This is a genomic window from Microbacterium sp. GW823-FHT02G05, from assembly GCF_058797175.1.
This window is the reverse complement of the sequence record NZ_JBXAJK010000001.1, coordinates 1,467,873-1,491,988: the sequence shown is the minus strand read 5'-3', so window position 1 is coordinate 1,491,988 and position 24,116 is coordinate 1,467,873. Positions and strand designations below refer to the sequence as shown.

The following is a 24,116-nucleotide window of genomic DNA, read 5'->3' as shown; positions in this document are numbered from 1 at the left end:
GTTCGGTCCTACGGGAAGACGCCCGGGCGGGGTGCAAGACCTCGCCCGGGCGTCCTGTGCGCCTCAGGCGCGGGGGCTCAACGGAGCAGCTGAAGAACGCCCTGGCCCGACTGGTTGGCCTGAGCAAGCATGGCGGTACCGGCCTGCTGCAGGATGTTCGAGGCGGTGTAGCGCACCATCTCAGCGGCCATGTCGGTGTCCGCGATGCGGCTCTTCGCGGCAGCGAGGTTCTCTGCCGAGACCTGCAGCGAGTTGATGGTCGACTCGAAGCGGTTCTGCGCTGCACCGTAGCCGGCGCGAGCGGTCGAGATCGCCGCGATCTGCGTGTCGATCGTGCCGATCGCTGCGAGGCGCGATGCGGCGTCGGTCTCAACGTCGATGGCGGACGCTGCGGTCGCGATGGTCGTGACGTTGGTCAGCGCCACGGCGATCTGGTCCTGTGCGGCATTGTTGCCCGCACCCACCTGGAAGGTGAGCGAGGCGTTCGAACCGTCAAGGAGCTTGATGCCGTTGAAGTTCGTCGACGCAGCGACACGGGTGAGCTCGAGGCCCAGCGCGTCGATCTCGGTCTGGATGGCCGTACGCGATGCCGCGTTGTTCGAGTCGCTACCAGCCTGGACGGACAGGTCGCGCATACGCTGCAGGAGCGAGTGCACCTCGGTGAGGGCACCTTCTGCGGTCTGGATGACCGAGATGCCGTCCTGCGCGTTGCGGGCTGCAACGTTCAGGCCGTTGACCTGCGAACGCAGACCCTCGGAGATGGCGAGGCCGGCAGCATCGTCCGCAGCGCGGTTGATGCGCAGACCGCTCGAGAGCTTCTCCAGCGACTTCGACACGTCGTTCTGGTTGGCGGAGAGGTTGCGGTACGCGTTGAGTGCACCGACGTTGGTTGCGATCTGGTTTCCCATGAGAATCCTCCGTGGTTATGGGGTTGTCTGCGGGCCCATCCGTGGGCCTGCATATCCGACATTCGCGACCCGACACCGTCCGCGTAACCAGAATCCGGAACTTTTTTGCGTCGCTCGACAACCAGACCTGCGTGGGTCGGTCGCGAGTGCACGCTGTCCCCTCGCGCGCCGGGGTCAGTACGTCGCCAGCAGCTCCTGCGGCGCGCTCCCTGCAGAGGTCATGGTCTCTCGCATCAGGGCGAGCGCCGTGCGCCGCAGCTTGGACACGTACGCATGGCTGACGCCCATCTCCTCCGCCAGATCCTTGACCATGCGGTCCTCCAGGTAGATCCCCCGGATGATGCGCTGACTCGTCTCGGGGAGGGACGCGATGGCCTTCAGGAGCATGGTGCGATTCTCCGAACGCTCGGCCGCATGCTCCGGGAGGATGACGCTGTCGGTGAGATTCGCACTGTGGTGGCCCTCCCCCGCTTCGACGTACTCGTCGAGGCTGATGGCGCTGGACACCAAGTCGTCGAGCCGGCGGATGCGGCTGACCTCGTCGACGGTCATCCTCGCCTCCGCCGCGAGCTCCGCGATCGTCGGCGTGCGCCCGGTGAGCAGGGCGAACGACTCCGCGGCGTCGTTGACCTGCCTGATCTTCGTGCGGCTGTACTCCCCCGCCGGATCCGCCGCGCGAAGCTCGTCGAGCATCGACCAGTTGATGGGTCCGCGGGCGAAGGACCCGAACGGAACGCCCCGGCTGGGGTCGAAGGTCATCGCGGCTTTCGCGAGTCCGAGTCGCGCAGCCGACAGCAGGTCATCGAGCGAGAGGAGATCGGTCGTGCGAGCCTTCTCCACTGCCAGGTAGACGGCGAGGGGCATGTTCTCTCGCGCCAGCTGCTCCGGATTCGGCGCGGGTGGCGCATCCTCATGGTGGTCAGCGGAGGGGGATGAAGTTCTCGACAATGTCACTCCGCTGCTAAGAATGCTCGTTTACGAGGAAACGTAGCATGTTTCATTCGAAACCCGGTATCACGCCCTTCGGCACGCAGCACCAGCGTTTTCGGGCCTGACGAGCATGCCAGACAGGCTCTCGCACCGGGGCTGGAAACGCCGAAAGGCGCGAACCGAAGTTCGCGCCTTTCGTGAGGATCACTCCCACTCGATGGTTCCCGGGGGCTTCGACGTGACGTCGAGAACCACACGGTTCACATCGCGCACCTCGTTCGTGATGCGGTTGGAGATCTTCGACAGGACGTCGTAGGGCAGGCGCGACCAGTCGGCCGTCATCGCGTCTTCCGACGAGACCGGGCGCAGCACGATCGGGTGGCCGTACGTACGACCGTCGCCCTGCACGCCCACCGAACGGACGTCTGCCAGAAGCACCACGGGGCACTGCCAGATCTCCTGGTCGAGGCCCGCCTTGGTGAGCTCCTCCCGCGCGATCGCGTCGGCCTCGCGAAGGAGGTCGAGACGGTCGCGGGTGACCTCGCCGATGATGCGGATGCCGAGGCCGGGGCCCGGGAACGGCTGACGGCCGACGATCGCCTCGGGGATGCCGAGCTCGCGGCCGATCGCGCGGACCTCGTCCTTGAACAGGGTGCGCAGCGGCTCGATGAGCTCGAAGTCGAGGTCGTCGGGAAGCCCGCCCACGTTGTGGTGCGACTTGATGTTCGCGGTGCCCGCACCGCCGCCGGACTCGACGACGTCGGGGTACAGGGTGCCCTGGACGAGGAACTTGATGGGCGCGCCACCGGAGGCCTTCGCCTCTTCGACGAGGTCGCGCTGCACCTGCTCGAATGCGCGGATGAACTCGCGGCCGATGATCTTGCGCTTCTGTTCGGGGTCGGTGACGCCCGCGAGGTGACCGAGGAACGTGTCCTCCGCCTCGACGGTGATCAGACGCACACCGGTGGACTCGACGTAGTCCTTCTGCACCTGCTCGCGCTCGCCCTTGCGCAGGAGCCCGTGGTCGACGAAGACAGCCGTGAGCTGGTCGCCGATCGCCTTGTGCACGAGCGCCGTGGAGACCGCCGAGTCGACACCGCCGGACAGGGCCGAGATGACGCGCGCGTCGCCGACCTGCGCGCGGATGCGCTCGACCTGCTCGGCGATGACGTTGTCGCTGTTCCAGTCGGCGGCGAGACCCGCACCCTTGTGCAGGAAGTTCTCGATGACCTGCTGGCCGTGGTCGGAGTGCTTGACCTCGGGGTGCCACTGCACGCCGTAGAAGCGACGCTCCTCGTCGGCGAAGGCCGCCACAGGGGTCGCGCCGGTCGACGCCAGCACCGCGAAGCCCTCGGGGGCGCGCGAGACCTGGTCGCCGTGGCTCATCCAGACGTTCTGCTCTGCGGGTTGCCCGCTCAGCAGCGAACCGCCCTCGCCAGCAAGAGTCGCGTCGGTCGCGCCGTACTCGCGCAGACCGGTGTTGGCGACCTCGCCGCCGAGCGTCTGCGCCATGACCTGGAATCCGTAGCAGATGCCGAGCGTCGGAACGCCGAGCTCGAAGACCGCCGGGTCGAGCTGAGGAGCACCCTCTTCGTACACGGACGACGGTCCGCCCGAGAGGATGAGCGCCACCGGGTTCTTGGCGGCGATCTCTTCGGCCGTCGCCGTGTGCGGCACGATCTCGCTGTAGACGCCGGCCTCACGCACGCGGCGAGCGATGAGCTGCGCGTACTGTGCGCCGAAGTCGACGACGAGCGCGGGGCGCTGTGCGGTCGAGTTCGCGTTGGTGTGATCGGTCACCGGGCACCTTCCGTAGCGGGGGTTGCAGAGTCAGAAGCGGATGCCTCGGCGGATTCGCGCTCGGCAAGATAGGCCTGCACGTCGCGCACCACGATGGCCTCCATGAAGAAGGAGAGCAGCGGGACGACACCGCCGAGGGCGAGCAGAAGGAAGCGCAGGAACGGCCAGCGCATGAGGCTCCACACGCGGAAGCAGGCGAAAAGGTACACGACGTAGAACCAGCCGTGCGCGATGAGGATCAGCAGCGAGAGGTTGATTCCGTCGCCGGTCGATTCGAGCCCGTCAGGGCCTTCGACGGCCTCGGCGAACCAGAGGAATCCTCCGCTGCCGCCGAGGAAGAGTTCGAGGTGCAGCGGCGTGTACTTGAGCACCATCTCGGCGACCAGCAGAAGCAGCATGACGCCGGTGATGATCGAGGCGATCTTATAGAACTTCAGCGCGCCGCGGATCGCCGGAAAACTGGCGACTTTGGGTTCGGGCATGTGCTCCAGTCTAGCCGCCCTGCGCAGGCGTCCCTGTTGTCCTCCCAGGGCGCGACGGAGGCCGTCGGGATCGCGTCCCGACGGCCTCCGCGCTCAGGCGTGCGCGCCTCAGAACCAGCCGGAGATCAGGTCCCACAGCCAGTCGATGAGGTCGCGGATCACGGATGCTCCGCCTCCGCGGTTCACGGTGACGGTGGCAGTCGCCTCGTCGCCGTCGGCCTGTGACACCGCGACGGTGTACTTGCCGGGCTGCGCCTTCTTGGGCACGGTCACCGCCGTCTGGAACGTGCCATCCGCCTGGACCGTGACCTCGCCGACCGTGAGCGCCGCGCCCTTCTTGGGCCGCAGCTGCACCGTCACCGTCTCGCCGGGAGCGTAGCCCTCGCCGGTGATCGTAAGCGTCTTGCCCGCGGCCACCTTCGTCGAGCCGAGCGCGATGGCTCCGGCGAACTCGGCCTCACCGGCGATCTGGAACGGCACCTGCGCGCTCGTCCCGGTCTCGGCGACGGCGACGGTGAGCTGCTGCGCACCGAACACGCCCGCAGGCACCGTGAAGCTCAGCGATGCCCGACCACTCTCATCGGTCGTGTCGACGATCGACGCATCGATGGGCCCGGATGCCAGCTCCGCACCGTCCAGCGACAGCGAGACACTCGTCGGCACCGGCTCCCCCGCGCTGAAGCCCAGCGAGGAGAGCGCGACGGTCACGACATCACCCGCGCTGTAGCCATCCGCGTCGGGTGGGCTCAGCGTCACTCCCACCGCCCGCTGGGCGAGGTCGGGAGTCGCGGTGCCGTTCGCGTCGAACCAGTCCACCATCGACGCGAGATCCACCTTGCCCGTGTCGACCTTGTTCTGTCCCTCCGCGAAGGTGAAGAAGTTGTCTCCACCGGCCGCGAGGAACGAGTTCGCCGCGACCGTGTAGCTCGCTGTCGCATCCAGGGGCGTCCCGTTCAGGGTGATCGAGGTGATCCGCGACCCGGCAGCCGCGCTCGGGTCGTACGTGTACACGAGGCCCTCGGACACACCGAGCTTGAGGAACGGCCGGCTCGCACCGGCGGGCTGCCACTGCTCCTCGAGCACCTGCTTCACCTGCGCGCCCGTGAGCTGCAGGGTCATCAGAGTGTTGGCGAAAGGCTGCACGGTCGCCGCTTCACGGAAGGTGACGTTGCCGTCCGGATCCCCCGCCGCGCTGGACGCGTAGGTGAGGTTCGCGCGGATTCCGCCCGGGTTCATGAGTGCGAAGTCCGCACCCGTGGACCACTTCTGAACGTCGGCGACGAAGTTGCCGATCGTCGACTCGCCACCCCGGTTCTCCGTCTTGCCGTCGCTCTGTCGCGCCCGGTTGAAGTCGGCCGTGATCTGCCCCACCGAGACGGCGCCGAGAACGTCGGCCTCGGCTTTCGCCAGGTCGACGATCGCCTGCACCTCGGGAACCGCCGGGTACAGCGGCACCCGGTTCTCGGTGAGCGGCTTGATCTCGTTGACAATCGAGAGCAGCTCCTTGGTGTTCGGATCGACCTGCAGGTTCATCAGCCCCACATTCTCGCCGTACTGCCCCGCCGAGACGACCGGGCGGCCGTCGATGACGTGGTTGTACGCGAGGTGCGTGTGCGCGGAGACGATCGCATCGACGTCGGCGTCGACCCCGTAGACGATCTCGCCGAGCGGAGAGGTCGGCGTGATGCTGGCGACGTCGACGCTCGCAGCGCCTTCGTGCACGAGCAGGATCACGACATCCGCTTCGCCGTTGGAGGGATCGCCATCACGCAGGTCATCGGCGGTGGCGTTGACCGAGTCGACGATGCTGCGCACCTCGAGGTCGGCGATGCCCTCCTTGGAGACGAGGGAGTCGAGATCCTCAGTCACCGCTCCGACGAAGCCCACCTTGACGCCGTCGAGCTCGGTGACCCACGACGGTGCCAGCGCGGTCTCACCGGTCTCGGTGAGGAACACGTTGGCCGAGATGTACTCCCAGTCGGCGCGATCCTGCACGCGGTCGCGCAGATCTGCCCACCCCTGGTCGAACTCGTGGTTGCCCGCGGCGCTCACGTCGAGGCCGGCGGCGTTGAGCGCGTCGATCGTCGGGTTGTCATCCTGGATGAAGGAGGTGAAGGTGGATGCGCCGATGAGGTCACCGGCCGCTGCGAACACAGTGTTCGGATTGGCCGCACGGAACTGCTGGACGGCACCCGCGAGCACCGCAGCGCCGGCAGCGGCACCGTCCGCTTCGATCCGACCGTGGAAGTCGTTGATCGTCACGATGTCGATGCTGACCGGCGGGGCGGTGGCGCTCACGCCGACGATGATCGGGTCGTGGTCGCTGGAGCGGAAGGGCGTCCCGCTCTCCGCCGCGCCGAAGGCGTAGCCGCGGTCGCTCCACTCCGGAGAGTTGATCGTCCACACGCCCGTGCCCGTGATCGACGATGTCAGCGACGGCGAGGCGATCACGTGATCGAGCGAGCCGAGTTCACCGTCGAAGGTGTAGGTGTACTGACCGTCGGTCGTGTCTGCGACGAGGTCGCTCCACCCGGCGTCCGTGAAGACGTCGATCGGATCTTCCTCGCTGTAGGCGTTGAAGTCCCCGACGAGCAGGATGTCCTCGGAACCGCTGGCGGTGGCGAGTTCCTGCGTGAACGCGAGGACGGACTGCGCCTGGGCTACACGGTCGGCGTTGAAGAAGCCCTGGCCGTCGGCCGGCTCCGCACCGGCGCCGGACGGCGGCGACTTGGACTTGAAGTGGTTCGCGACGACGGTGACGACGCGGCCGCCGATGTCGAAGGCCTGGGCGATCGGCTCGCGGGCGTTGCCCCAGACGGTCTCATCCGTGACGGTCGCACTGTCACCCTGCGGTGTCACGGCGTCCTTCTTGTAGATGATCGCGTTCGTGATCGCGTCGGTCGTCGTCGCATCCTGCAGCGCCGCGGGCGTCGGGACGTAGGCCCAGACATCGGAGCCGGCATCCGCATTCAGCCCGGCGACGAGGTCCGCGAGCGCCTCATCGACCGTACCGCCGAGGATGATCGAGTTCTCGATCTCCATGAGGCCGACGATCTCGGCGTCGAGGCCGTTGATCGCGGTGACGATCTTCGACTTCTGAATCGTGAACTGCTCGGCGTCCGCGGCACCACGGGCATCCGGGTTGTCGCTCTTGAGCGTCGTGAAGTAGTTGAAGACGTTGAACGCTGCGACCTGCACGTCACCGCCGACGGCGGGCGCGGTCTCCGGGCGCGTGTTGCGTGCCGAGAATCCGGCCTTCTGCGCGGACGGGGTGGCATCGTCGATCGGAACAACCGGCTGGAGCCGCCAGTCGTCGAAGCCCCACTGCAGGACGTAGCCGTTGCTTCCGAAGTCCACGAGGTCGCCATTGCGCACGACCGTTTCGGCCGTGAAGTAGGGCTGCTCTCCGGGGTGGTTGCGGTTGGAGATCTGAAGTGACCACGCGTCATCGAGCAGGATGCGGGAAGCGCGGTTGGCAGCGGTGATCGCCGCCGCATCGTCTCCCGGCTGCACCTGCTCGGTGCTCTTGACGTTGAGCTCACCGGCATTCAGCCAGAGCGTGCCGAAGTTGTAGAGCTGGTGGCTGGATGCGAGCAGGTAGTCCCCGGTCGGCGCGACGAACATGTTCTCGTACGCTTCCCGGTCGGCACCCTGCACCGTGGTGGGTAGAGGCGTGACGGCGGGGACGCCCACATCCGCGGTGAGAACGGAGACGCCCTCGACAGCGACGGGGCTGATCTGTGTCTGCCCGAAGTACTCGCTCACGGAGCCGGTGACCGAGACGAGGTCGCCGATCGCGAGGGTCGGCGCGAGCGCGCCGAGGAACACGAAGATGCCGTCGGATGCTCCCGGCGTCGCGTCCGCGTCGCCGCCCGAGCCCGCCGTCTGGATGACGATGCCGCGGTATCCACCCGTGCGGTGGTCAGCGGTCACGATGCCCTCGACCGTGACACTCTGACCGACAAGCGGTGAGACGTCGGTCGTGCCCTGCACCTCGGCGATGGAGTGCGTCGCCGGCGCGGACAGGGGCGCGGGCTCGACGGGCGGAGCGGGCGTGTCCGTCTCCGCAGGCGGCACTTCAGTTGCAGGTGAGGTCGGCGCCGTCGCATCCGGATTCTCTTCCGGCGCGGCGGACTCGTCCGGGGCCGGGGACTCCGTCGCGACGGGAGCGGGTGTCTCCGGCGCCGGGGTGGTCGTCTGCTGGTCCGCGGGTGGCGGTGTCTCGGCAGCGATGGCGGGTGACGCGGCGAACGCTCCTGCAGCAAGGGCGATCGTGGTGGCGAAGGCGAGGGCGCCATGACGCCCCTTCCGCCAGGACGGAGACAGTGCGCGGTGCGCACCGTCATCTGGGACAGACATCATCGACAGTCTCCTCGGTCTGGTTGACGCTTCCGTCGGGCCCTTGTGAAGCCCGTCGGATGCGGCGGCCATATGAGTCCCCCTCACCGCACGCACGATGCGAGCCTACGAAAACCTGTGAGTCACCTCAATGGGTCTTCACGCACTCGTCACCGGATGGTCATCCACGGTCGAGGACCACGGCTGCGTGAAGCAGGCGGCGCCTGACCGCAACGCGCCACATCCCCGCAGAGCGGGGTGAAGCGCGAGCGAAGGAAGTAGACGATTCGGATGATGTGTCAGGCGATGATGCGGGCGAGTTTTCGGATGCCTTGGGAGATTTCGGCGGAGGAGGCTGCGCCGTAGGAGAATCGGAGGAACGGCGCCGGGGGTTCGTTGACGAAGAAGTGTCGTCCGTCTCCGACGAGGACCCCGGCGGCGTAAGCGTCGGCGCTGATCTGCCTGGTGTCGGCACCGTGGGGCAGCCGTGCCCAGAGGTGGATGCCCCCGGTCGGCACGCTCTGAATGCGAATGCCCGGCAGGGTCTCGCGGATCGCGTCGGCGAGGACGTCGCGGCGATCGGTGAGTTCAGCGCGCACGCGTTTCAGGTGCCGTGGCCAGGCGTTCGAGGTCAGCAGGCTCAAGGCGATCTCTTGCACCATCGGCGCGACGCAGAGGTCATCGGCGGCGCGGGAGGCGCGGAGCCGATCGCCTGCGGGGCCGCGAGCGATCACCGCGCCGAGCCTGAGCCCTGGCGAGGCCGGCTTCGAGAGTGTGGTGATGGTGACGACGTGACCATTGGGGTCTTCGGTGATGAGCGGCAGCGGTGTGCGTCCGTCGAGGCCGAGGTTCCTGGCCCAGTCGTCTTCGATGATGAATGCCCCATGTCGGGCTGCGAGATCGAGTACCTGCGTGCGGCGTTCAGGGCTGAGCACAGCACCAGTCGGGTTCGCGTAGCTGGGTTGCAGATAGATCACGCGGGCGTGGGTGCGTTCGAGTTCGTGGGCGAGGCGCTCGACGATGATTCCGTCTCTGTCGGCGGGCACGGACGCGATCGTCAGACCTGCGCTTTGCGCGGCGAGGATCGCTCCGGGGTAGCTCGGACTCTCGGTGATCACGGTCGAGCCCGGTTCGGCGAGTGTGCGCATCGTGAACACGAGACCCTGCTGACCCCCGGAGACGATGAGCACATCGCCAGGGTCAGCCCGATAGTCGGCGGCAAGGACACGGCGCAGCTCTGGCGACCCTGCGGGCGGGGTCATCATCCAGGCCCGGTTGCTCTTTGCTGCACGTGAGCCGATGCGGTGCAGTTCGTCGATCGGGAGCAGTTCTGGCGCAAGATACCCCCAGGAGAGGGGGATGTGCTCCGGTGTGCCGTATCCGCCGAGGCGTGAGGCACGGTCTGCGTCCACGCGGGCAGGGCCGAGGGCCTGCGACTGCCATGCGAAATCCGGCTCGGAACGTCGCCCGCGCTCGGCAACGAACGTGCCCCGGCCAGGTTCCGCACGCACCAAGCCCAGGGCGCTGAGTTCCGAGAGGGCAGCGGAGACAGTGGCGGCGCTCGCCTGAAACGCCTTGGACAGTTCCCGTACCCCGGGCAGCTTCTCTCCAGCGGGTGCCGTGCTGATCCGCTGATGCAGCAGAGCCGCAATCTCCGACGCTCTGTTATCGTTGGACATGAGGCTAGTAGATAACGTTACTCACAACTTTGCAAGTCCGTTACGGTACCGCGCCACCCTCGTCGACCGGGCAGCGCGGGCATGAGCCGTATCGCCGTCATCATGCGGGACGTCTCGGTCTCCGCCGTGGTCGCCGGATTCCTCTCGGCGCTCGTCAACTTCGCCGGGCCGTTCTTACTCGTGCTGGAAGCGACCCGAGCAGCGGGTCTTGACGAAGCCCAGACTGCTTCCTGGGTGTGGGCGCTGTCGATCGGCAACGGCGTCTGCAGCATCGCGCTCAGCCTCTTCACCCGCATCCCCGTCATCGTGGCATGGTCGACGCCGGGCGCTGCGCTCCTCATCGCGTCCCTGGGCGGCTTCTCGTTCGCCGAGGCCGTGGGCGCGTTCCTCGTGGCGTCGGTCGCTGCGGCTATCGCAGGATTCACGGGCTGGTTCGGGCTGCTGCTCTCCAAGGTGCCCGGCCCGGTGCTGCAGGCGCTGCTTGCTGGCATCCTGCTTCCCTTTGTCGTGAGCGCAGTGGGAGCGTTCGTGAGCGCTCCGCTGATCGCGGGCAGCATCGTGGTCACGTTCTTTCTCGGCAAGCGCTTCTTCGACCGCTTCGCGGTGCTGGCAGCTCTCGCCGCGGGCCTTGCAACGACCTGGGCGACCGCGTCGTTCCATGAGGTCACGCCCTCACTCACCCTGAGCGGCCCGGTGTTCACGATGCCGGTCTTCACGCCTGCCGCGCTGGTGAGTGTCGCGCTGCCGCTGTTCATCGTCACGATGGCGTCGCAGAACGCGCCCGGCCTCGCCCTGCTGCAGTCACAGGGCTACCAGCCGAATGACCGACTGCTCGTGGGCACGATCTCCGCAGTGTCGGCGGCCTTGGCACCGTTCGGCGCGCACGGCATCAACCTTGGCGCGCTCACCGCCGCAATCGCTCTCGGCCCCGAATCCCACATCGACCGCACCAAACGCTACGTCGCTGGTCTTTCGGGTGGCCTCACCTACCTGGTGGTCGGCGCCTTCGGGGGAGTGCTGGTCGCGGGGTTCCAGGCGATCCCTCCGGAAACCGTCGCTGTCGTTGCCGCCGTCGCGCTGATGGGTTCCACGCTCACGGCGCTCACGGGCGCCATGCACAGTGACACCCGCACGGGCCTCGCCGCGATCACGACCCTCGCGGTGACCCTCTCAGGAGTCACCATCCTCAGCGTAGGTGCGGCATTCTGGGGCCTCCTCGCGGGCAGCGCCGTCTGCTTCGCGCTCGCCCCACGCCGCAAACGCCCCCGGCAGACCGACGCGGGAAAGGAGGCCGTCGTGGCCGCATAGACGAGCATCTCCCTCCCTTTTCAAGGAGTCGGCGCACACCACAGGTCACTTCGCACGATGCGGTCGCACCGGCTCTGCCCCTCTCAAGACTGAAGGACACATCAATGACTCCCACGATCGCACCGACCGTTCGCCTCCTCTCGCCTGCCGACGAGGATCAGTGGCGCGTCCTCTTCCGCGCCTATCGCGACTTCTACATGCTCGAACCATCCGAGGACATCGTCTCGCGCGCCTGGGGCTGGTTCATGGATCCGTCCCACGAGTGCAAAGCACTCGTGGCCGAGGCTGACGGCCGGATTCTCGGCTTCGCTCACCACCGACGTTTCTCGTCGCCCTACACCGGCACCAGCCACATCTTCCTGGACGACCTCTTCACCGTTCCCGCAGCCCGTGGCCGCGGCGTCGGGCGGGCACTCATCGGGCGCCTCACCGATATGGCCGCCGCAGAGGGGCGCGCCGGGGTGCAGTGGATGACTGCGGACGACAACCACCAGGCCCAGACCCTCTACAACACCCTCGCCACCCGAACCACCTGGGTCACCTACGACGCCAGGCCGACGTTGAGATGACGCTCCACTGCGCCGCGTTCCTCCGCCCACAGCACAGATGCTCACCCGTGGGGTCGAACTCAGATCGCCTGCTGCTCTTCGAACTCCTCGACTTCCCGCTCCCACTCGTCCCGCGCCAGGCGGTACCAGAGATAGAAGGCGAAGCCGGCGAAGATGACCCACTCGGCCGCGTAGAAGACGTTGAGCCAGTTGATGGGCGAGCCTTCGGCGGGGGCGGGAGACGCGATGTCATCCAAGCCTCCCATCGCGGTCGTCGACGCAAGATACGGGCGGTACACAGAAAGCCCGTCGATGTCGCTCCAGCGACTCAACAGCGCCGCGGGAGACATCCGGGTCAACAGGAACGGCTCGGCCCGCGGCGGGACCACGGCGCCTTCGTCCGAGATGATGCGTCCGGCAACCTCGATGACGGCCCCGTCCGCTGACCTCTCCAGTTCCTCGACAGCAGCTTCCGCCGCCGCCCGATCGGCGGCCCACCCGGCCGCGACAGCGAGAGACGTCGGCTCCGCCGCATCCGCGAGGCGCAGCTGTCCGGTCACCCAGTAGCCCTCGACACCGTCATTGAAGCGCGAGGCGATGATCACGAAATCGCCGGGTACCCAGGATCCGCGGGTCTCGACCTTGTGCCCCACGTAGGGCTCGGGAAGGTACTCCCCTGGCTGCACGACCTCATCGAGCGGGCGCTGGGTCTCGGTCACACCCGCCGGCGGCGGATCGGTGTCGATCGCCTGGCCGAGCTGCCACTGTCCCAGCCACGCGAACACGCCCGCAACGACCAGACAGAGGAACAGCATGCGAATCCACTTGCCGCGGAAAAGCACCTCACGCAGCGTCGGGGGAAACGCCAAAGGGGTCGTCACGAGCAGAAGTCCGTCAGACCTGCTCGTACGGAGCGAGAACGACCTCGACGCGCTGGAACTCCTTCAGGTCGGAGTACCCGGTCGTGGCCATCGACTTGCGCAGCGCGCCGATGAGGTTCGCCGTGCCGTCCGCGACCGGAGCAGGTCCGTAGAGGATCTCCTCCAGGGTTGCCACACCGTCGACCGCGACGCGGCGTCCGCGCGGAAGCTGCGGGTGGTGGGCTTCGGGACCCCAGTGGAACCCGCGACCCGGAGCATCCGTCGCACGGGCGAGAGCCACACCGAGCATGACCGCGTCGGCACCCATGGCGAGCGCCTTGACGATGTCACCGGAGGTGCCGACGCCGCCGTCCGCGATCACGTGCACGTACCGTCCGCCCGACTCGTCCAGGTAGTCGCGGCGCGCAGCGGCGACATCGGAGACGGCCGTCGCCATCGGAGCGTGGATGCCGAGAGTTGCACGCGTCGTCGAGGCAGCGCCACCGCCGAAGCCGACGAGCACGCCCGCCGCGCCCGTGCGCATGAGGTGCAGCGCCGCCGTGTAGGTGGCTGCGCCGCCGACGATGACGGGAACGTCGAGGTCGTAGATGAACTTCTTGAGGTTGAGGGGTGCTGCCGCGCTCGAAACGTGCTCTGCCGAGACCGTCGTACCGCGGATCACGAAGAGGTCGACGCCCGCGCTCGCGACGGTGTCGTAGAACTCCTGCGTGTGCTGCGGGGTGAGCGAACCTGCCACCGTGACGCCGGCGGCGCGAACCTCATCGAGACGCTTCGTGATGAGCTCGGCCTTGATGGGCTCGGAGTACAGCTGCTGCATCCGCACCGTCGCCTCCGCCTCGGGGAGGCCGGCGATCTCTTCCAGCAGCGGCTCCGGGTTCTCGTAACGCGTCCACAGACCCTCGAGGTCGAGCACGCCGAGTCCGCCGAGCTGGCCGAGCATGATCGCCGTGCGCGGGCTAACGACGGAGTCCATCGGCGCGCCGAGAACCGGGATGTCGAAGGAGAACGCGTCGATCGTCCAGGCGGTCGACACATCTTCCGGGTTGCGGGTGCGCCGCGACGGCACCACCGCAATGTCGTCGAACGTATATGCGCGACGCGCGCGCTTGCCCCGGCCAAGTTCGATTTCCATGCTCACCCCTCCAGCCTACCCGGCCTGCTCAGCGGGCCCGGACGACGCGGGTCTCGTCCCACACAGGTTCATCCGACTCATACACGGCCCCGTCAGAGCCGAAGACGAGGAAACGATCGAACGAGCGCGCGAACCAGCGGTCGTGCGTGACCGCGAGCACCGTCCCGTCGAAGCGTGCGATCGCCTTCTCGAGCTCCTCGGCGGACTCGAGATCGAGGTTGTCGGTCGGCTCGTCGAGCAGCAGCAGAGTGGCTCCGGCGAGTTCCAGCAGGAGAACCTGGAAGCGCGCCTGCTGCCCACCGGAGAGCGAGTCGAAGCTCTGCTGCGCCTGACGCACGAGGCCGTAGCGGTCGAGCGCGGAGCTGGCGGCATCCCGAGGCATCCCGGCGCGCCGCTCATCCCCGCGGTGGAGGATCTCCAGCAGCGTGCGACCGACGAACTCGGGGTGCGCGTGCGTCTGGGCGAACAGTCCCGGCACGACTCGCGCGCCCAGCACCGCGCGCCCGGAGTGCGCGACCGCGCTGAGCTGCTGCCCCGTCGATGTGATGTGCCCCAGCGAGGGGTCGGGGTCGGTTCCACCGCGAGCGAGCAGCCGCAGGAAGTGCGACTTCCCGGAGCCGTTGGATCCCAGCACCGCGACCCGGTCGCCGTACCAGATCTCCGCGTCGAACGGGCGCATGAGCCCCGTCAGCTCGAGAGCCTCCCCGATGACGGCCCGTTTGCCGGTGCGCGCTCCCCGCAGCCGCATGTCGAACTCCTGCGCAGGAGGGCGCTCCTCCGGCGGTCCCGCCTCCTCGAACTTGCGCAGACGCGTCTGCGCCGCCTGGTAGCGGGACGCGAAGCCGTCGTTCGCCGAGGCCTTGACCTTGAGATTCGCCACCAGCACGCGCAGTTTCTCATGCTGCTCATCCCAGCGACGTCGGAGCTCGTCCAGCCGATCCATCCGCTCGCTGCGCGCCTGCGCATAGGTCGAGAACCCGCCACCGTGCACCCACGCGGTCGCCCCGGCGCCTCCCGGCTCGAGTGTGACGAGCCGGTCGACCGCGCGATCCAGCAGCTCCCGGTCGTGCGAGACCAGCAGCACCGTCTTGGGCGTCTCCCGCAGCCGCTCCTCGAGCCAGCGCTTCGCAGGAACATCGAGATAGTTGTCCGGCTCGTCGAGCAGGAGCACCTCATCAGGGCCCCGGAGCAGCGCCTCGAGGGCGAGGCGCTTCTGCTCCCCGCCGGACAGCGTCACCAGCTCGCGAAAGCGCGCGCGCTCATAGGGGATGCCGAGAGCCGCGATCGTGCACTGATCCCAGATCGTCTCGTGCTCGTAGCCGCCGGCATCCGCGTACTCGCTGATCGCCGCGGCGTAGGCCATCTGCGTGTCGTGCTCATCACGTTCGATCAGCGCGTTCTCCGCCGCCTCCAGCGCGTCCGCCGCCGCACGGATGCGCCGCGGCGCAACCCGGATGAGCAGCTCCTGCACCGTCCGCCCCGCCTCGCCGTGCCCGACGAACTGATCCATCACGCCGAGACCGCCGTCGATCGTGACGACACCGGCATCGGCGCGCTGCTCGCCCCGGATGATCCGCAGCAGCGTCGTCTTCCCTGCCCCGTTCGGCCCGATCAGGGCGCTCGTCGACCCCGAGCCGACGCGAAAGTCGACCTCATCGAGCAGCGGTCTGCCATCAGGCAGCGTCAGCGAGACGCCAGAGACATCGATGTACCCCACGTGCGTGGCCATCCTTCCGCCCGCACGGTAGCCGGATGCCGAATGGCGAGCCGACCAGGCTATCAGCCGGAGTGGCCTGCACGCACATCCTGGCGAGCCGAAGGTCTCAGACCAGCGCGCCCGTCGTCGGAACGGGATTCTCGAAGATGTCGAGCACCGGACAGTGCGCGTCGACGATCTGACGCAGGTTCTCGTACTCCTCCGGGGTGTTCGGCCCCGTGATCTCGACGCTCACACGCACACCTTGGAACCCGGCGCGCACCGATTCGTCGATGCCGAAGATCTTGCGCACGTCGAGGTCGCCCTCTGCGGTGATCTCCAGCTCGTCGATCGTGAGACCGAGCGCCTGTGCGTAGAGACGGAACACGACGACCTGGCAGGAGACGAGAGCGCCCAGCGCGTACTCGACAGGGCTCGGCGCTGCGTCGTCGCCCGCGAGACCGGCCGGCTCGTCCACGAGGAAGCGATGCTTGCCCGCGCGGATCTCGGTCGCCACGGACCCGACGGCGCGACCGGAGACCCGCGTCTTCAGCTGCGCGTTCGCCGGACTCGCGGCGATGCGCTCGCTCCAGGCTGCGCCTGCGGCGTTCAGGCGTGCGGCGCGCTCGTCGTCGGAGATCGCCGGAAGGGCGGTGGGCGGATCCAGAAGCTGTGTCATGTCGCGAACCTATCCACAGCGGATGCCTCGCCGCGCCCCGCGCGTCATGTGAAGTCATCCCCGTGTCACATGCCGTCATGCAGCGTGTCGCCCCGTCGTGCGCGCAGGGGGTTTCCCCGCGACCCGCTCGCCCCCTATCCTCCAGGTACTGCCCCTCTGAAAAGGAGTCGTCATGTCCCTGCCACCGAACTACGATCCGCAGAACCCCGAACGACCCGCAGACCCGGTCGGCGAGGTTCCGCCCGCACCGCCTGTTCCGCCGGAGGCCGCGTCCGTGCCGCATGCGCCGAGCGCCGATCCCGCTGCGCCCGGCTACGCAGGTCCCGCCGGATACGCGACACCACCTGCCCCCGGGTATCCGCCTGCGGATCCCACTCCCGGCTATCAGGGTGCGCCGGCGTCCGGCTATCCCGCTGCACCGCCCGCTCCCGGCTACGCGGCCGCGCCGTCCGTTCCGGGTCGAGGACTGGCCATCGCCGGACTCATCTGTGCGTTCCTGGTCGCTCCCGTCGGCATCATCCTGAGCATCATCGCTCTCGTGAAGCTCAACAAGAGCGGCGGCAGCAAGGGCATCGCCATCGCGGGCCTGATCATCGGCATCCTTGTGACGATCGCGTGGATCATCGGCATCATCCTCACCGTCACGCTCGCCGCAGGACTGCTCGGCAACGTGATCGAGATGTGCTCCCAGCTCGGCCCTGGGGTGTGGGACGTGAATGGCGTCACCTACACCTGCGAGTGATCGCAGCAGCCCCGAGGCGCCCCGTCACCTTCGGGTGGCGGGGCGCTTTCGTCGCCGCATCGCGCAATCCACGCGCGGTGCGCGCATAGCGCGCACGACCCGCGCACAGAAGCGGTTTCGCATCCTCGGCCGGCAGATACGCTCCGTTGTCTACCCCCAGAGAAGAAGGAATCGCGATGACGTCGCCCACCACTCCTGCCCCCGTTCCCGCGCCCGCCACGGTCCCGGCCGAACCCGCGCGCGGCCTCACGATCGCCGGTTTCGTCCTGGCGTTCCTCATCGCCCCGCTCGGAGCGATCCTCAGTATCGTCGCCCTCGTCAAGATCAACAAAGCGGGCGGGACCAGCAAGGGCCTCGCGATCGCGGGCATCATCATCGGCGTCCTCGGCACCATCGGATGGATCGTGACGATCATCGTCAGCACGGCCATCCTCGGCGCAGCGGTCGAGATGGTCGGCACCTGCCTCGACCTGGGTCCCGGCGTCTGGGACGTCGACGGAACAACCATCACCTGCGAGTAGCGCACCGCGCATACGGCGTCGTTTCGTCTCGCAGGAGACGGCGCCGTCGCTGCGCACCTGCTCTCAGGCGGCGTAGCGCCCGGACGCCACAGCGCGGGCGCGCGCCTTCGCGGCTTCCTCTTCGCGGTTCTTCGGAGGGCGCACCGCGACCAGATCGTTCAGCAGATGCTGCGTCGCATGCGCGATCTCCGCGACGGCGCGATCGAAGGCCTCCTGATTCGCCTTCGACGGCCTGGTCGTCCCGGCGACCTTGCGCACGTACTGCAGGGCCGCGGCCTGCACTTCATCGGAGGAGGCTGCGGGCTCGAAATTATGAAGGGTATGGATGTTCCGGCACATACCCGCACGCTACGCTGGGGCGCGAAAAGAAGGAAGGGGCGGATGCATCAGCATCCGCCCCTTCCGGTGTCCTTGACTACTTCTTGTAGTTCGGCGCCTCGACGACGATCTGCACGTCGTGCGGGTGCGACTCCTTGAGCCCGGCCGCCGTGATCCGCACGAACTTGCCGCGCTGCTTGAGCTCTTCGATCGTGCGCGCGCCGACGTAGAACATCGACTGGCGCAGACCACCGACGAGCTGATACGCGACGGCGGCGAGCGGGCCGCGGTACGGCACCTGGCCCTCGATGCCCTCGGGGATCAGCTTGTCGTCGCTGGGGACGTCGGCCTGGAAATAGCGGTCCTTCGAGTACGAGGTCTGCTTGCCTCGCGTCTGCATCGCACCGAGCGAGCCCATGCCGCGGTACTGCTTGAACTGCTTGCCCGACTGGAAGACGATCTCACCCGGCGACTCGTCGGTTCCGGCCAGGAGCGAACCGAGCATGACCGCATCCGCGCCGGCGACGAGGGCCTTCGCGATGTCGCCCGAGTACTGCAGGCCACCGTCTGCGATGACCGGAACGCCCGCGGGGCGCGCAGCCAGAGACGCTTCATAGACCGCCGTCACCTGAGGCACACCGACACCCGCGACGACACGCGTCGTGCAGATCGAGCCCGGACCGACGCCGACCTTGACCGCGTCCACACCGGCGTCAACGAGTGCCTGCGCACCCTCACGGGTCGCGACGTTGCCACCGATGACATCGATGTGCGCGAACGACTCGTCGGCCTTGAGACGCTTGACGAGGTCGATGACTCCCTGCGACTGGCCGTTGGCCGTGTCGACGACGAGCACGTCGACGCCCGCATCACGCAGTGCCTCGGCACGCTCCCACGCATCACCGAAGAAGCCGATCGCCGCGCCGACGCGAAGCCGCCCCTGTTCGTCCTTCGTGGCCAGCGGGTACTTCTCGCTCTTATCGAAGTCCTTGATCGTGATGAGACCGGCAAGCTTTCCGTCACCGTCGATGAGCGGCAGCTTCTCGACCCGGTGCTTCGCGAACAGCGCGATGACCTCGCCCGCAGCGACGCCGACGGGCGCCGTGACGAGGTTCTCGCTCGTCATGACGTCCTTCACGAAGGTGGACTGACGCTCGAATCCGGAGACGAAGCGCATGTCGCGGTTCGTGATGATGCCGACGAGGCGACCGTCGGAATCGACGACGGGGAGGCCGGAGATGCGATACTGCGCGCAGAGTGCGTCGACCTCGTCGACGGTCGCGTCCGGCGAGGTCGTGATGGGATCGGTGATCATGCCCGACTCGCTGCGCTTCACGCGGTCGACCTGCGCGGCCTGGTCGGCGATCGACAGGTTGCGGTGCAGGATGCCGATGCCGCCCTCACGGGCCATGGCGATCGCCATGCGAGCCTCGGTCACGGTGTCCATCGCGCTGGAGAGCAGCGGGGTGGCGACCGAGATGCGACGCGTCACGCGCGAGGAGGTGTCGGCCTCGCTGGGGATGACGTCGGTATGCCCGGGCAGGAGCAGCACATCGTCGTAGGTGAGGCCGACGAATCCGAAGGGATCGGGCTGGTCCATAGGGGGCTCCTCTCGCGCCGACGGCGCGGTAACACACTCTCGCGTGGGAACGTCTGCGTCCTGGGAACGGGATCAACTCCCGTGCTTGCCTATTGTAAGCGCGGTCGCTGACTGTTCATTCCCGGATACGCGAAACCGCCGCCACGATGACGTGGCGGCGGTCGCGAAGACGGCCCGCGAGTCAGACGACGGGAACGGTGGATCCGTTCGACCCGGTCACGGCGCCACTGCCGCCGGAGAGCACGACTCCGAAGGCTGCCTGACCGCCGACCGCGGTGTCGCCGCTGCCGTAGGCCCAGAGCCGAGGCGTCGCCAGCCGCTGGCTGGTCCCTGCCGGGATCGGCTGCGGCGCCGCCGCGAGCACGACGGTGTCCGCCGTGATCGATACGACTGTCCACTGCACGATCGACTGGCGTCCGGACAGGGTCTGCCCGACAGTGAGCGCGGAACCTCCGTTCGAGGTCGCGAAGGTCACGGGCTGCGTCCACGCGCCTGTCGTCGTGAACGTCGCGGTCAGCGGCGGAAGCGTCGCCGTACCGGTGCCACTGACCTCGACGAGGTAGTAGGCCTCTTCTCGACCCGAGAGCTCATTGGTGGCATTGGTGTAGTTCACCGTGCCTTCGGAGCCGTTCTCCGACGGGTCCGACGGCCACACGACCGTCCCGCCGGAGGCAGCCGCCATCGGCAGCGCGACCGCCGCGGCGACCACCGGCACAGCCCACGCGCCCGCCTTCACGACGGTGCGCCGCGAGACCTCTCGGTTCGCAGTCATTCCGTTCTGGTTCATGGTTTCCCCTCACTTCCGGGAGACTCTCCCGCCTCCCCCGGCGACTATGAGAGCCGAATCGGCACCGTCCTCAGCGCGGTTGCCGGGAATCTGTCGCTTGGTGTGTGCGAGGTGGCGCGTGGGGTATGACTTCGGACGGTGCCGGCCTGCTCACCACCCCCTGACGTCTGCCGGCCGCTGAGTGATCCGCGCGCAGGCGCGCGGGTGAGGGCATCTGCTCCGCGGCCATCGCTCGCGCGAGGCTCGATCCGTTGCTGAATCCCACCTGACGAGCGATCTGGTCGATGCTGCTCGCGACGAGCAGGGGATCGGTGAGGAGCGCCGTGGCGGACTCGACGCGGACGCGCCGCAGTTCACCCCGAATGGTCTTGCCCTCCGCGCGGAACTCCCGTTCGAGCTGGCGCAGCGAGAGGTTGACCACGGCCGCGATCATCGCCGGCGTGAGGCTGGGGTCGGCATGACCCTCCCACATCGCGGAGATCGACCTGTTCACGAGCGAGCGCATGGGCCGCAGCTGGCCGGTCGTGTTCATTCCGACGAGGACTGCTCGGAGCATGTCACGCAGAAGAAGCTCGAAATGATGTCCGCTCTGGCCGCGGGCCTCCGGAGCGTGGAAGAGGGTTGCGGCGAAGCCTGCGATCGCGGGAAGAAGCGACTGCTGCCGCAGAACAGGAGACACATCGGTCTCCTCTAGATCATCCGCGCCCAGTGCAGCGCGCGGCACCGTGACCGTCACGAGCTCACAGCCTCCGCTCGTCCGCATCGGCACGACCGCGCGCCCGCCGGCGATGAGACCGTCCCCGGCCCTCAACGCCTGCGGCTGGCCGTCGACCAGAATGCGCAGGTCACCCTTTCTCACGATGCAGAGGCGGACCGTGCCGCCGCGCACACGAACGGCGGGGAGCATTCCCGGTCGGTGCACGTCGGCCGACACGAGGCACGCACCGACATGCGCATGGGCGCGAGGAGTGAGAAACATCGAGGTCTCCAGCGGAGACGCTTTGCCGGCCCTGTACGGAGCGGCTGGGGTAGAGCTCCCACAGAGCGCGACGAAACGCCGGAATCGGGTAGTTGACTTCCAGACTCCGCCGAACGCGGGCGCTGCGGGTCGAGTCGGCATCGACTTCATCCCCGATTTCACCCGTGGACTCACCCGCTGGGACAGCCAGCAGGAGGTGAGCTCTGCCTCAGAGCATCTCCTCGCGCAGATACCCCTGCCGTCGTGCCGCCGACACGACCTCATGTCGTGACCCGACCTGAAACTTCCGGTAGACGCTCGCGGCCTGCGACTTGATGGTGTTGATCGAGAGATGCTGCCGCGCCGCGATGACCGCCAGCGGGTCCCTCGTCGCGAGCTCATGCAGCACGATCCTCTCCCGAGCCGTCAGGTCGATGCGGAGGAGCACCGCACCGAAAGGATCGGGAGTCGCGTCAGGAAGGGCGATGTCGACCGACTCCGCGATCGCGTGGAGATCCGGCCCCGGAATCATCATGAATGGCGAGCGCATACCGGTCGTCATTGCCAGTGCGTGTGCGCGCCGCAGCGACAGCTGGGCCGCCTCGGGTGCGCCGAATCGATGCTCGTGCACGGCCAGGAGCACAAGGGCGTTCGCCCGTGCGCGCGGCCAGAGCGGAGGACCCGCAAGCACATCACGAAGACTCTGACGGGCATCTTCTCCGCCGGAGAGCAGCGCAAGGCGTGCGCGCACCAACTGCAACGGAGTCGAGGAGCCCGTGTCGCCGTCGAGGATGGCACGTGCACGCGCGTACTCTCCCGACGCGATCGCGAGATCGGCCCGTGCGGCATCGAGCATGGACATCGCCGCAGAACTGGCCGGCCGTCCGTGATTCTGCATATGCAGCCGCTCGATGTCGTCCAACCCGATCTGGGGTTGGACGGCAAGATGCGCGAGCGCAAGCGTGCTCAGCGCGAACGCCCAGTGCTCGTTGATCCAGAGCTGCGTCTCGATCTCCCGCAGGAGTCCGAGCGCGTCGCGCGGATGTCCCTGCTCGATGCGAACGATCGCCTGGGCGAGCACGTAGGGCAGGTGCGGCGGAACGGGATGATCCCGATCGAATCCGTTCGTCTGCTCGAGAATGCTCGCGGCGCGTTCGCTCTCGCCGCGAACCGCATAGGCGAAGGCGCGCAGCCCCCGGCGCCGCTCGCCTCGACGCGGATCTGCCTCCAGAAGATCGAGTATCTGCAGCCCCTGTTCGAAGTCTCCAGTGAGCATGCGCGACTGGGCCACCTGGAAGACTCCGAGATTGACCCCCTCCGCCGTCTCCGTTCTGGCTGCGCACTCGATCGTCCTCGAGAGACGCAGGATGTGCTCCCCCACCTCGTTCGCCTCGTCGAGCCGACGGACGACGCGAAGGCCGGCGAAGATCGCCAGCCCGCGGAAGAACTCCTCGCGCCGGTTTCGGGCAGGTCCGCGGCCGCGGATCTCGGCGATGCCCGTAGCCACCCGCTGCAGAGTCCCGGCAGAGGGGATCGGCTCCGTCGGCTCACGCAGGATCGCGAGGGCGATCCCGATGGCCCCGTCTTGGGCGATCTCCTCCTCAGACAGCATCATCAGGATCGTCTCGACCTCGTGGGACTGCCGCAGCAGCGCCTCGAACTGAGCGGCGAAGTGCGCAGTGATCCGGTCTGTCGCCCTGGCCTCGACATAGAGTCTCAGCGCGGCGACCTCGTGGCCGTCACGTCGCGCGAGTGCATCTGCAGCGCACACCCGTGCGGAGCGCCGAGCCTCTGGTGGGAGAACCGCGTCTGCGCGGCGCAGTAGGGCTCGACGCACGAAGCCGGGAAACGAGAAGTGCCCTTCGCCGTCGACATCCCCCACCCCCGCCACGATGAGCGAGTCAAGCATCTCCCGCGCATCGGGCTCACTCCAGAGTCGCTGCGCGAGCGCGGCGTCCGTGAAGGGCGCATGCGCGAAGAGCATCGCCGCACGCAGCTCGCGCTCGGACAGCGGAGGAAGCACCATGTCGGTGACGAGTCGTTCGGCTGTTGCGACGACGGCATCCAGGTCGAGCCATTTCGATCCGGGTGCCGAGTCCCCGCCGTAGAGATCCCGGAGCACGACACGAAGGGTGAGCAGGTGCCCGTCGGTCGCATCGCGCAAGCGTCGCGCCTGCGCCTCCGACACCTCAGCATCCAGGCCGCGAGCGAGCACTTGGACCTCGCCCGCAGTGACCGAGAACGCAGCGACCGGAATCTCGACGATCGCGCGTGCGGCGGTGTGATCGAGCACGGTGGAGTCGATACCCCCGCGGCGCCGGGTGGCGATGATGAACTGCACGTCGGGAAAGGCTCCTGCATAGCGAGACAGCGTCTCCTCCGCACGGAGCGACAGCAGGTGGGCATGCTGGACGACGACGCGCAGAACCTGCACTCCGGTCGGCAGCGAGACAGTCCAGGCACCATCGCTCGCCTCGTCCGCGAGATTCTCCGCAGCAAGTGCACGGTGCAGCGCGGCGCTCAGCCCTTCGGCGCTGCGCGCCTCTTCATCGATCTCGATCCAGATCGATCGCTCACCGCGAGGCCGTCGCGAAAGCCAATCCTCGATGAGTGCGATCTTGCCGGAGCCCCCCGGCGCCTGCACGATGATCACGTCGGCGGACGCCCCCGCGTCCATCCACGCGTTCAGATGCGGTCTCGACAAAGGAGTCTCGACCGATTTCCACGCGCCAGTCATGGCGTCCTCCCCACTGAATGGCGCGTCACCGCCACCCGTTCCCCTTCTCCCATCCCGTCCCACGAGATGGGA

At 67.8% G+C, this 24,116-nt stretch carries 19 protein-coding genes; 4 read left to right on the top strand and 15 right to left on the bottom strand.

What is annotated here, in order from left to right; genetic code table 11:
* Positions 1-77: 77 nt before the first annotated feature.
* The 6 genes from AC1REM_RS07095 to AC1REM_RS07070 all read right to left on the bottom strand — a co-directional run bounded on the left by AC1REM_RS07095 (position 78) and on the right by AC1REM_RS07070 (position 10,137).
* Positions 78-908 carry a flagellin N-terminal helical domain-containing protein gene (locus AC1REM_RS07095; protein WP_204939244.1) on the bottom strand — a complete coding sequence of 277 codons (831 nt, stop codon included), beginning with the start codon at positions 906-908 and terminating at the stop codon, positions 78-80.
* Between the two features lie 174 nt (positions 909-1,082).
* Positions 1,083-1,856 (bottom strand): sigma-70 family RNA polymerase sigma factor, encoded by a 774-nt coding sequence (locus AC1REM_RS07090; RefSeq protein ID WP_492513989.1) that lies wholly within the window; start codon positions 1,854-1,856, stop codon positions 1,083-1,085.
* A 186-nt stretch (positions 1,857-2,042) separates the two neighbouring features.
* A complete protein-coding gene (gene guaA / locus AC1REM_RS07085; protein WP_492513988.1) occupies positions 2,043-3,638 on the bottom strand; it encodes a glutamine-hydrolyzing GMP synthase in 1,596 nt (531 codons plus the stop codon).
* Positions 3,635-4,120 carry a DUF3817 domain-containing protein gene (locus AC1REM_RS07080; protein ID WP_204939241.1) on the bottom strand — a complete coding sequence of 162 codons (486 nt, stop codon included), beginning with the start codon at positions 4,118-4,120 and terminating at the stop codon, positions 3,635-3,637. Before AC1REM_RS07080 ends, guaA begins: the two co-directional genes overlap by 4 nt.
* A gap of 108 nt (positions 4,121-4,228) precedes the next feature.
* The gene (locus AC1REM_RS07075; RefSeq protein ID WP_492513987.1) at positions 4,229-8,482 is read right to left on the bottom strand and encodes an ExeM/NucH family extracellular endonuclease; all 4,254 of its coding nucleotides are present in this window, start codon (positions 8,480-8,482) and stop codon (positions 4,229-4,231) included.
* A gap of 275 nt (positions 8,483-8,757) precedes the next feature.
* Positions 8,758-10,137 (bottom strand): aminotransferase-like domain-containing protein, encoded by a 1,380-nt coding sequence (locus AC1REM_RS07070; protein ID WP_492513986.1) that lies wholly within the window; start codon positions 10,135-10,137, stop codon positions 8,758-8,760.
* An 81-nt stretch (positions 10,138-10,218) separates the two neighbouring features.
* Here AC1REM_RS07070 and AC1REM_RS07065 point away from each other — a divergent pair, with 81 nt between their 5' ends.
* Both AC1REM_RS07065 and AC1REM_RS07060 read left to right on the top strand, forming a co-directional pair.
* Complete coding sequence (locus AC1REM_RS07065; RefSeq protein WP_492513985.1) at positions 10,219-11,445, top strand: benzoate/H(+) symporter BenE family transporter; 1,227 nt, start codon at positions 10,219-10,221, stop codon at positions 11,443-11,445.
* Between the two features lie 104 nt (positions 11,446-11,549).
* On the top strand, positions 11,550-12,014 hold the full coding sequence (locus AC1REM_RS07060; RefSeq protein WP_492513984.1) for a GNAT family N-acetyltransferase: 465 nt from the start codon (positions 11,550-11,552) through the stop codon (positions 12,012-12,014).
* 59 nt (positions 12,015-12,073) lie between these two features.
* Here the strand turns inward: AC1REM_RS07060 and AC1REM_RS07055 are convergent, their stop codons facing one another.
* From AC1REM_RS07055 to AC1REM_RS07040, 4 genes are all read right to left on the bottom strand, one after another.
* On the bottom strand, positions 12,074-12,808 hold the full coding sequence (locus AC1REM_RS07055; protein ID WP_492514478.1) for an SURF1 family cytochrome oxidase biogenesis protein: 735 nt from the start codon (positions 12,806-12,808) through the stop codon (positions 12,074-12,076).
* Positions 12,809-12,887: 79 nt separating this feature from the next.
* Positions 12,888-14,006, bottom strand: a complete 1,119-nt coding sequence (locus AC1REM_RS07050; RefSeq protein ID WP_492513983.1) for a GuaB3 family IMP dehydrogenase-related protein — start codon at positions 14,004-14,006, stop codon at positions 12,888-12,890.
* A 28-nt stretch (positions 14,007-14,034) separates the two neighbouring features.
* Complete coding sequence (locus tag AC1REM_RS07045) at positions 14,035-15,723, bottom strand: ABC-F family ATP-binding cassette domain-containing protein (protein ID WP_492514477.1); 1,689 nt, start codon at positions 15,721-15,723, stop codon at positions 14,035-14,037.
* 106 nt (positions 15,724-15,829) lie between these two features.
* Positions 15,830-16,381 (bottom strand): OsmC family protein, encoded by a 552-nt coding sequence (locus AC1REM_RS07040; RefSeq protein ID WP_492513982.1) that lies wholly within the window; start codon positions 16,379-16,381, stop codon positions 15,830-15,832.
* Positions 16,382-16,553: 172 nt separating this feature from the next.
* Here AC1REM_RS07040 and AC1REM_RS07035 point away from each other — a divergent pair, with 172 nt between their 5' ends.
* The gene (locus AC1REM_RS07035) at positions 16,554-17,123 is read left to right on the top strand and encodes a DUF4190 domain-containing protein (RefSeq protein WP_492513981.1); all 570 of its coding nucleotides are present in this window, start codon (positions 16,554-16,556) and stop codon (positions 17,121-17,123) included.
* Positions 17,124-17,299: 176 nt separating this feature from the next.
* On the top strand, positions 17,300-17,644 hold the full coding sequence (locus AC1REM_RS07030) for a DUF4190 domain-containing protein (RefSeq protein ID WP_492513980.1): 345 nt from the start codon (positions 17,300-17,302) through the stop codon (positions 17,642-17,644).
* A 63-nt stretch (positions 17,645-17,707) separates the two neighbouring features.
* Here AC1REM_RS07030 and AC1REM_RS07025 read toward each other — a convergent pair whose 3' ends face one another.
* The 5 genes from AC1REM_RS07025 to AC1REM_RS07005 all read right to left on the bottom strand — a co-directional run bounded on the left by AC1REM_RS07025 (position 17,708) and on the right by AC1REM_RS07005 (position 24,044).
* The gene (locus tag AC1REM_RS07025) at positions 17,708-17,983 is read right to left on the bottom strand and encodes a DUF2277 domain-containing protein (protein WP_492513979.1); all 276 of its coding nucleotides are present in this window, start codon (positions 17,981-17,983) and stop codon (positions 17,708-17,710) included.
* Positions 17,984-18,059: 76 nt separating this feature from the next.
* The gene (gene guaB, locus AC1REM_RS07020; protein WP_492513978.1) at positions 18,060-19,562 is read right to left on the bottom strand and encodes an IMP dehydrogenase; all 1,503 of its coding nucleotides are present in this window, start codon (positions 19,560-19,562) and stop codon (positions 18,060-18,062) included.
* 181 nt (positions 19,563-19,743) lie between these two features.
* The gene (locus AC1REM_RS07015) at positions 19,744-20,349 is read right to left on the bottom strand and encodes a hypothetical protein (protein WP_492513977.1); all 606 of its coding nucleotides are present in this window, start codon (positions 20,347-20,349) and stop codon (positions 19,744-19,746) included.
* 70 nt (positions 20,350-20,419) lie between these two features.
* Positions 20,420-21,328 carry a helix-turn-helix domain-containing protein gene (locus AC1REM_RS07010; RefSeq protein WP_492513976.1) on the bottom strand — a complete coding sequence of 303 codons (909 nt, stop codon included), beginning with the start codon at positions 21,326-21,328 and terminating at the stop codon, positions 20,420-20,422.
* Positions 21,329-21,536: 208 nt separating this feature from the next.
* Entirely contained in the window at positions 21,537-24,044 is a 2,508-nt protein-coding gene (locus tag AC1REM_RS07005) for a LuxR C-terminal-related transcriptional regulator (RefSeq protein ID WP_492513975.1), read from the bottom strand.
* Positions 24,045-24,116: the final 72 nt, after the last annotated feature.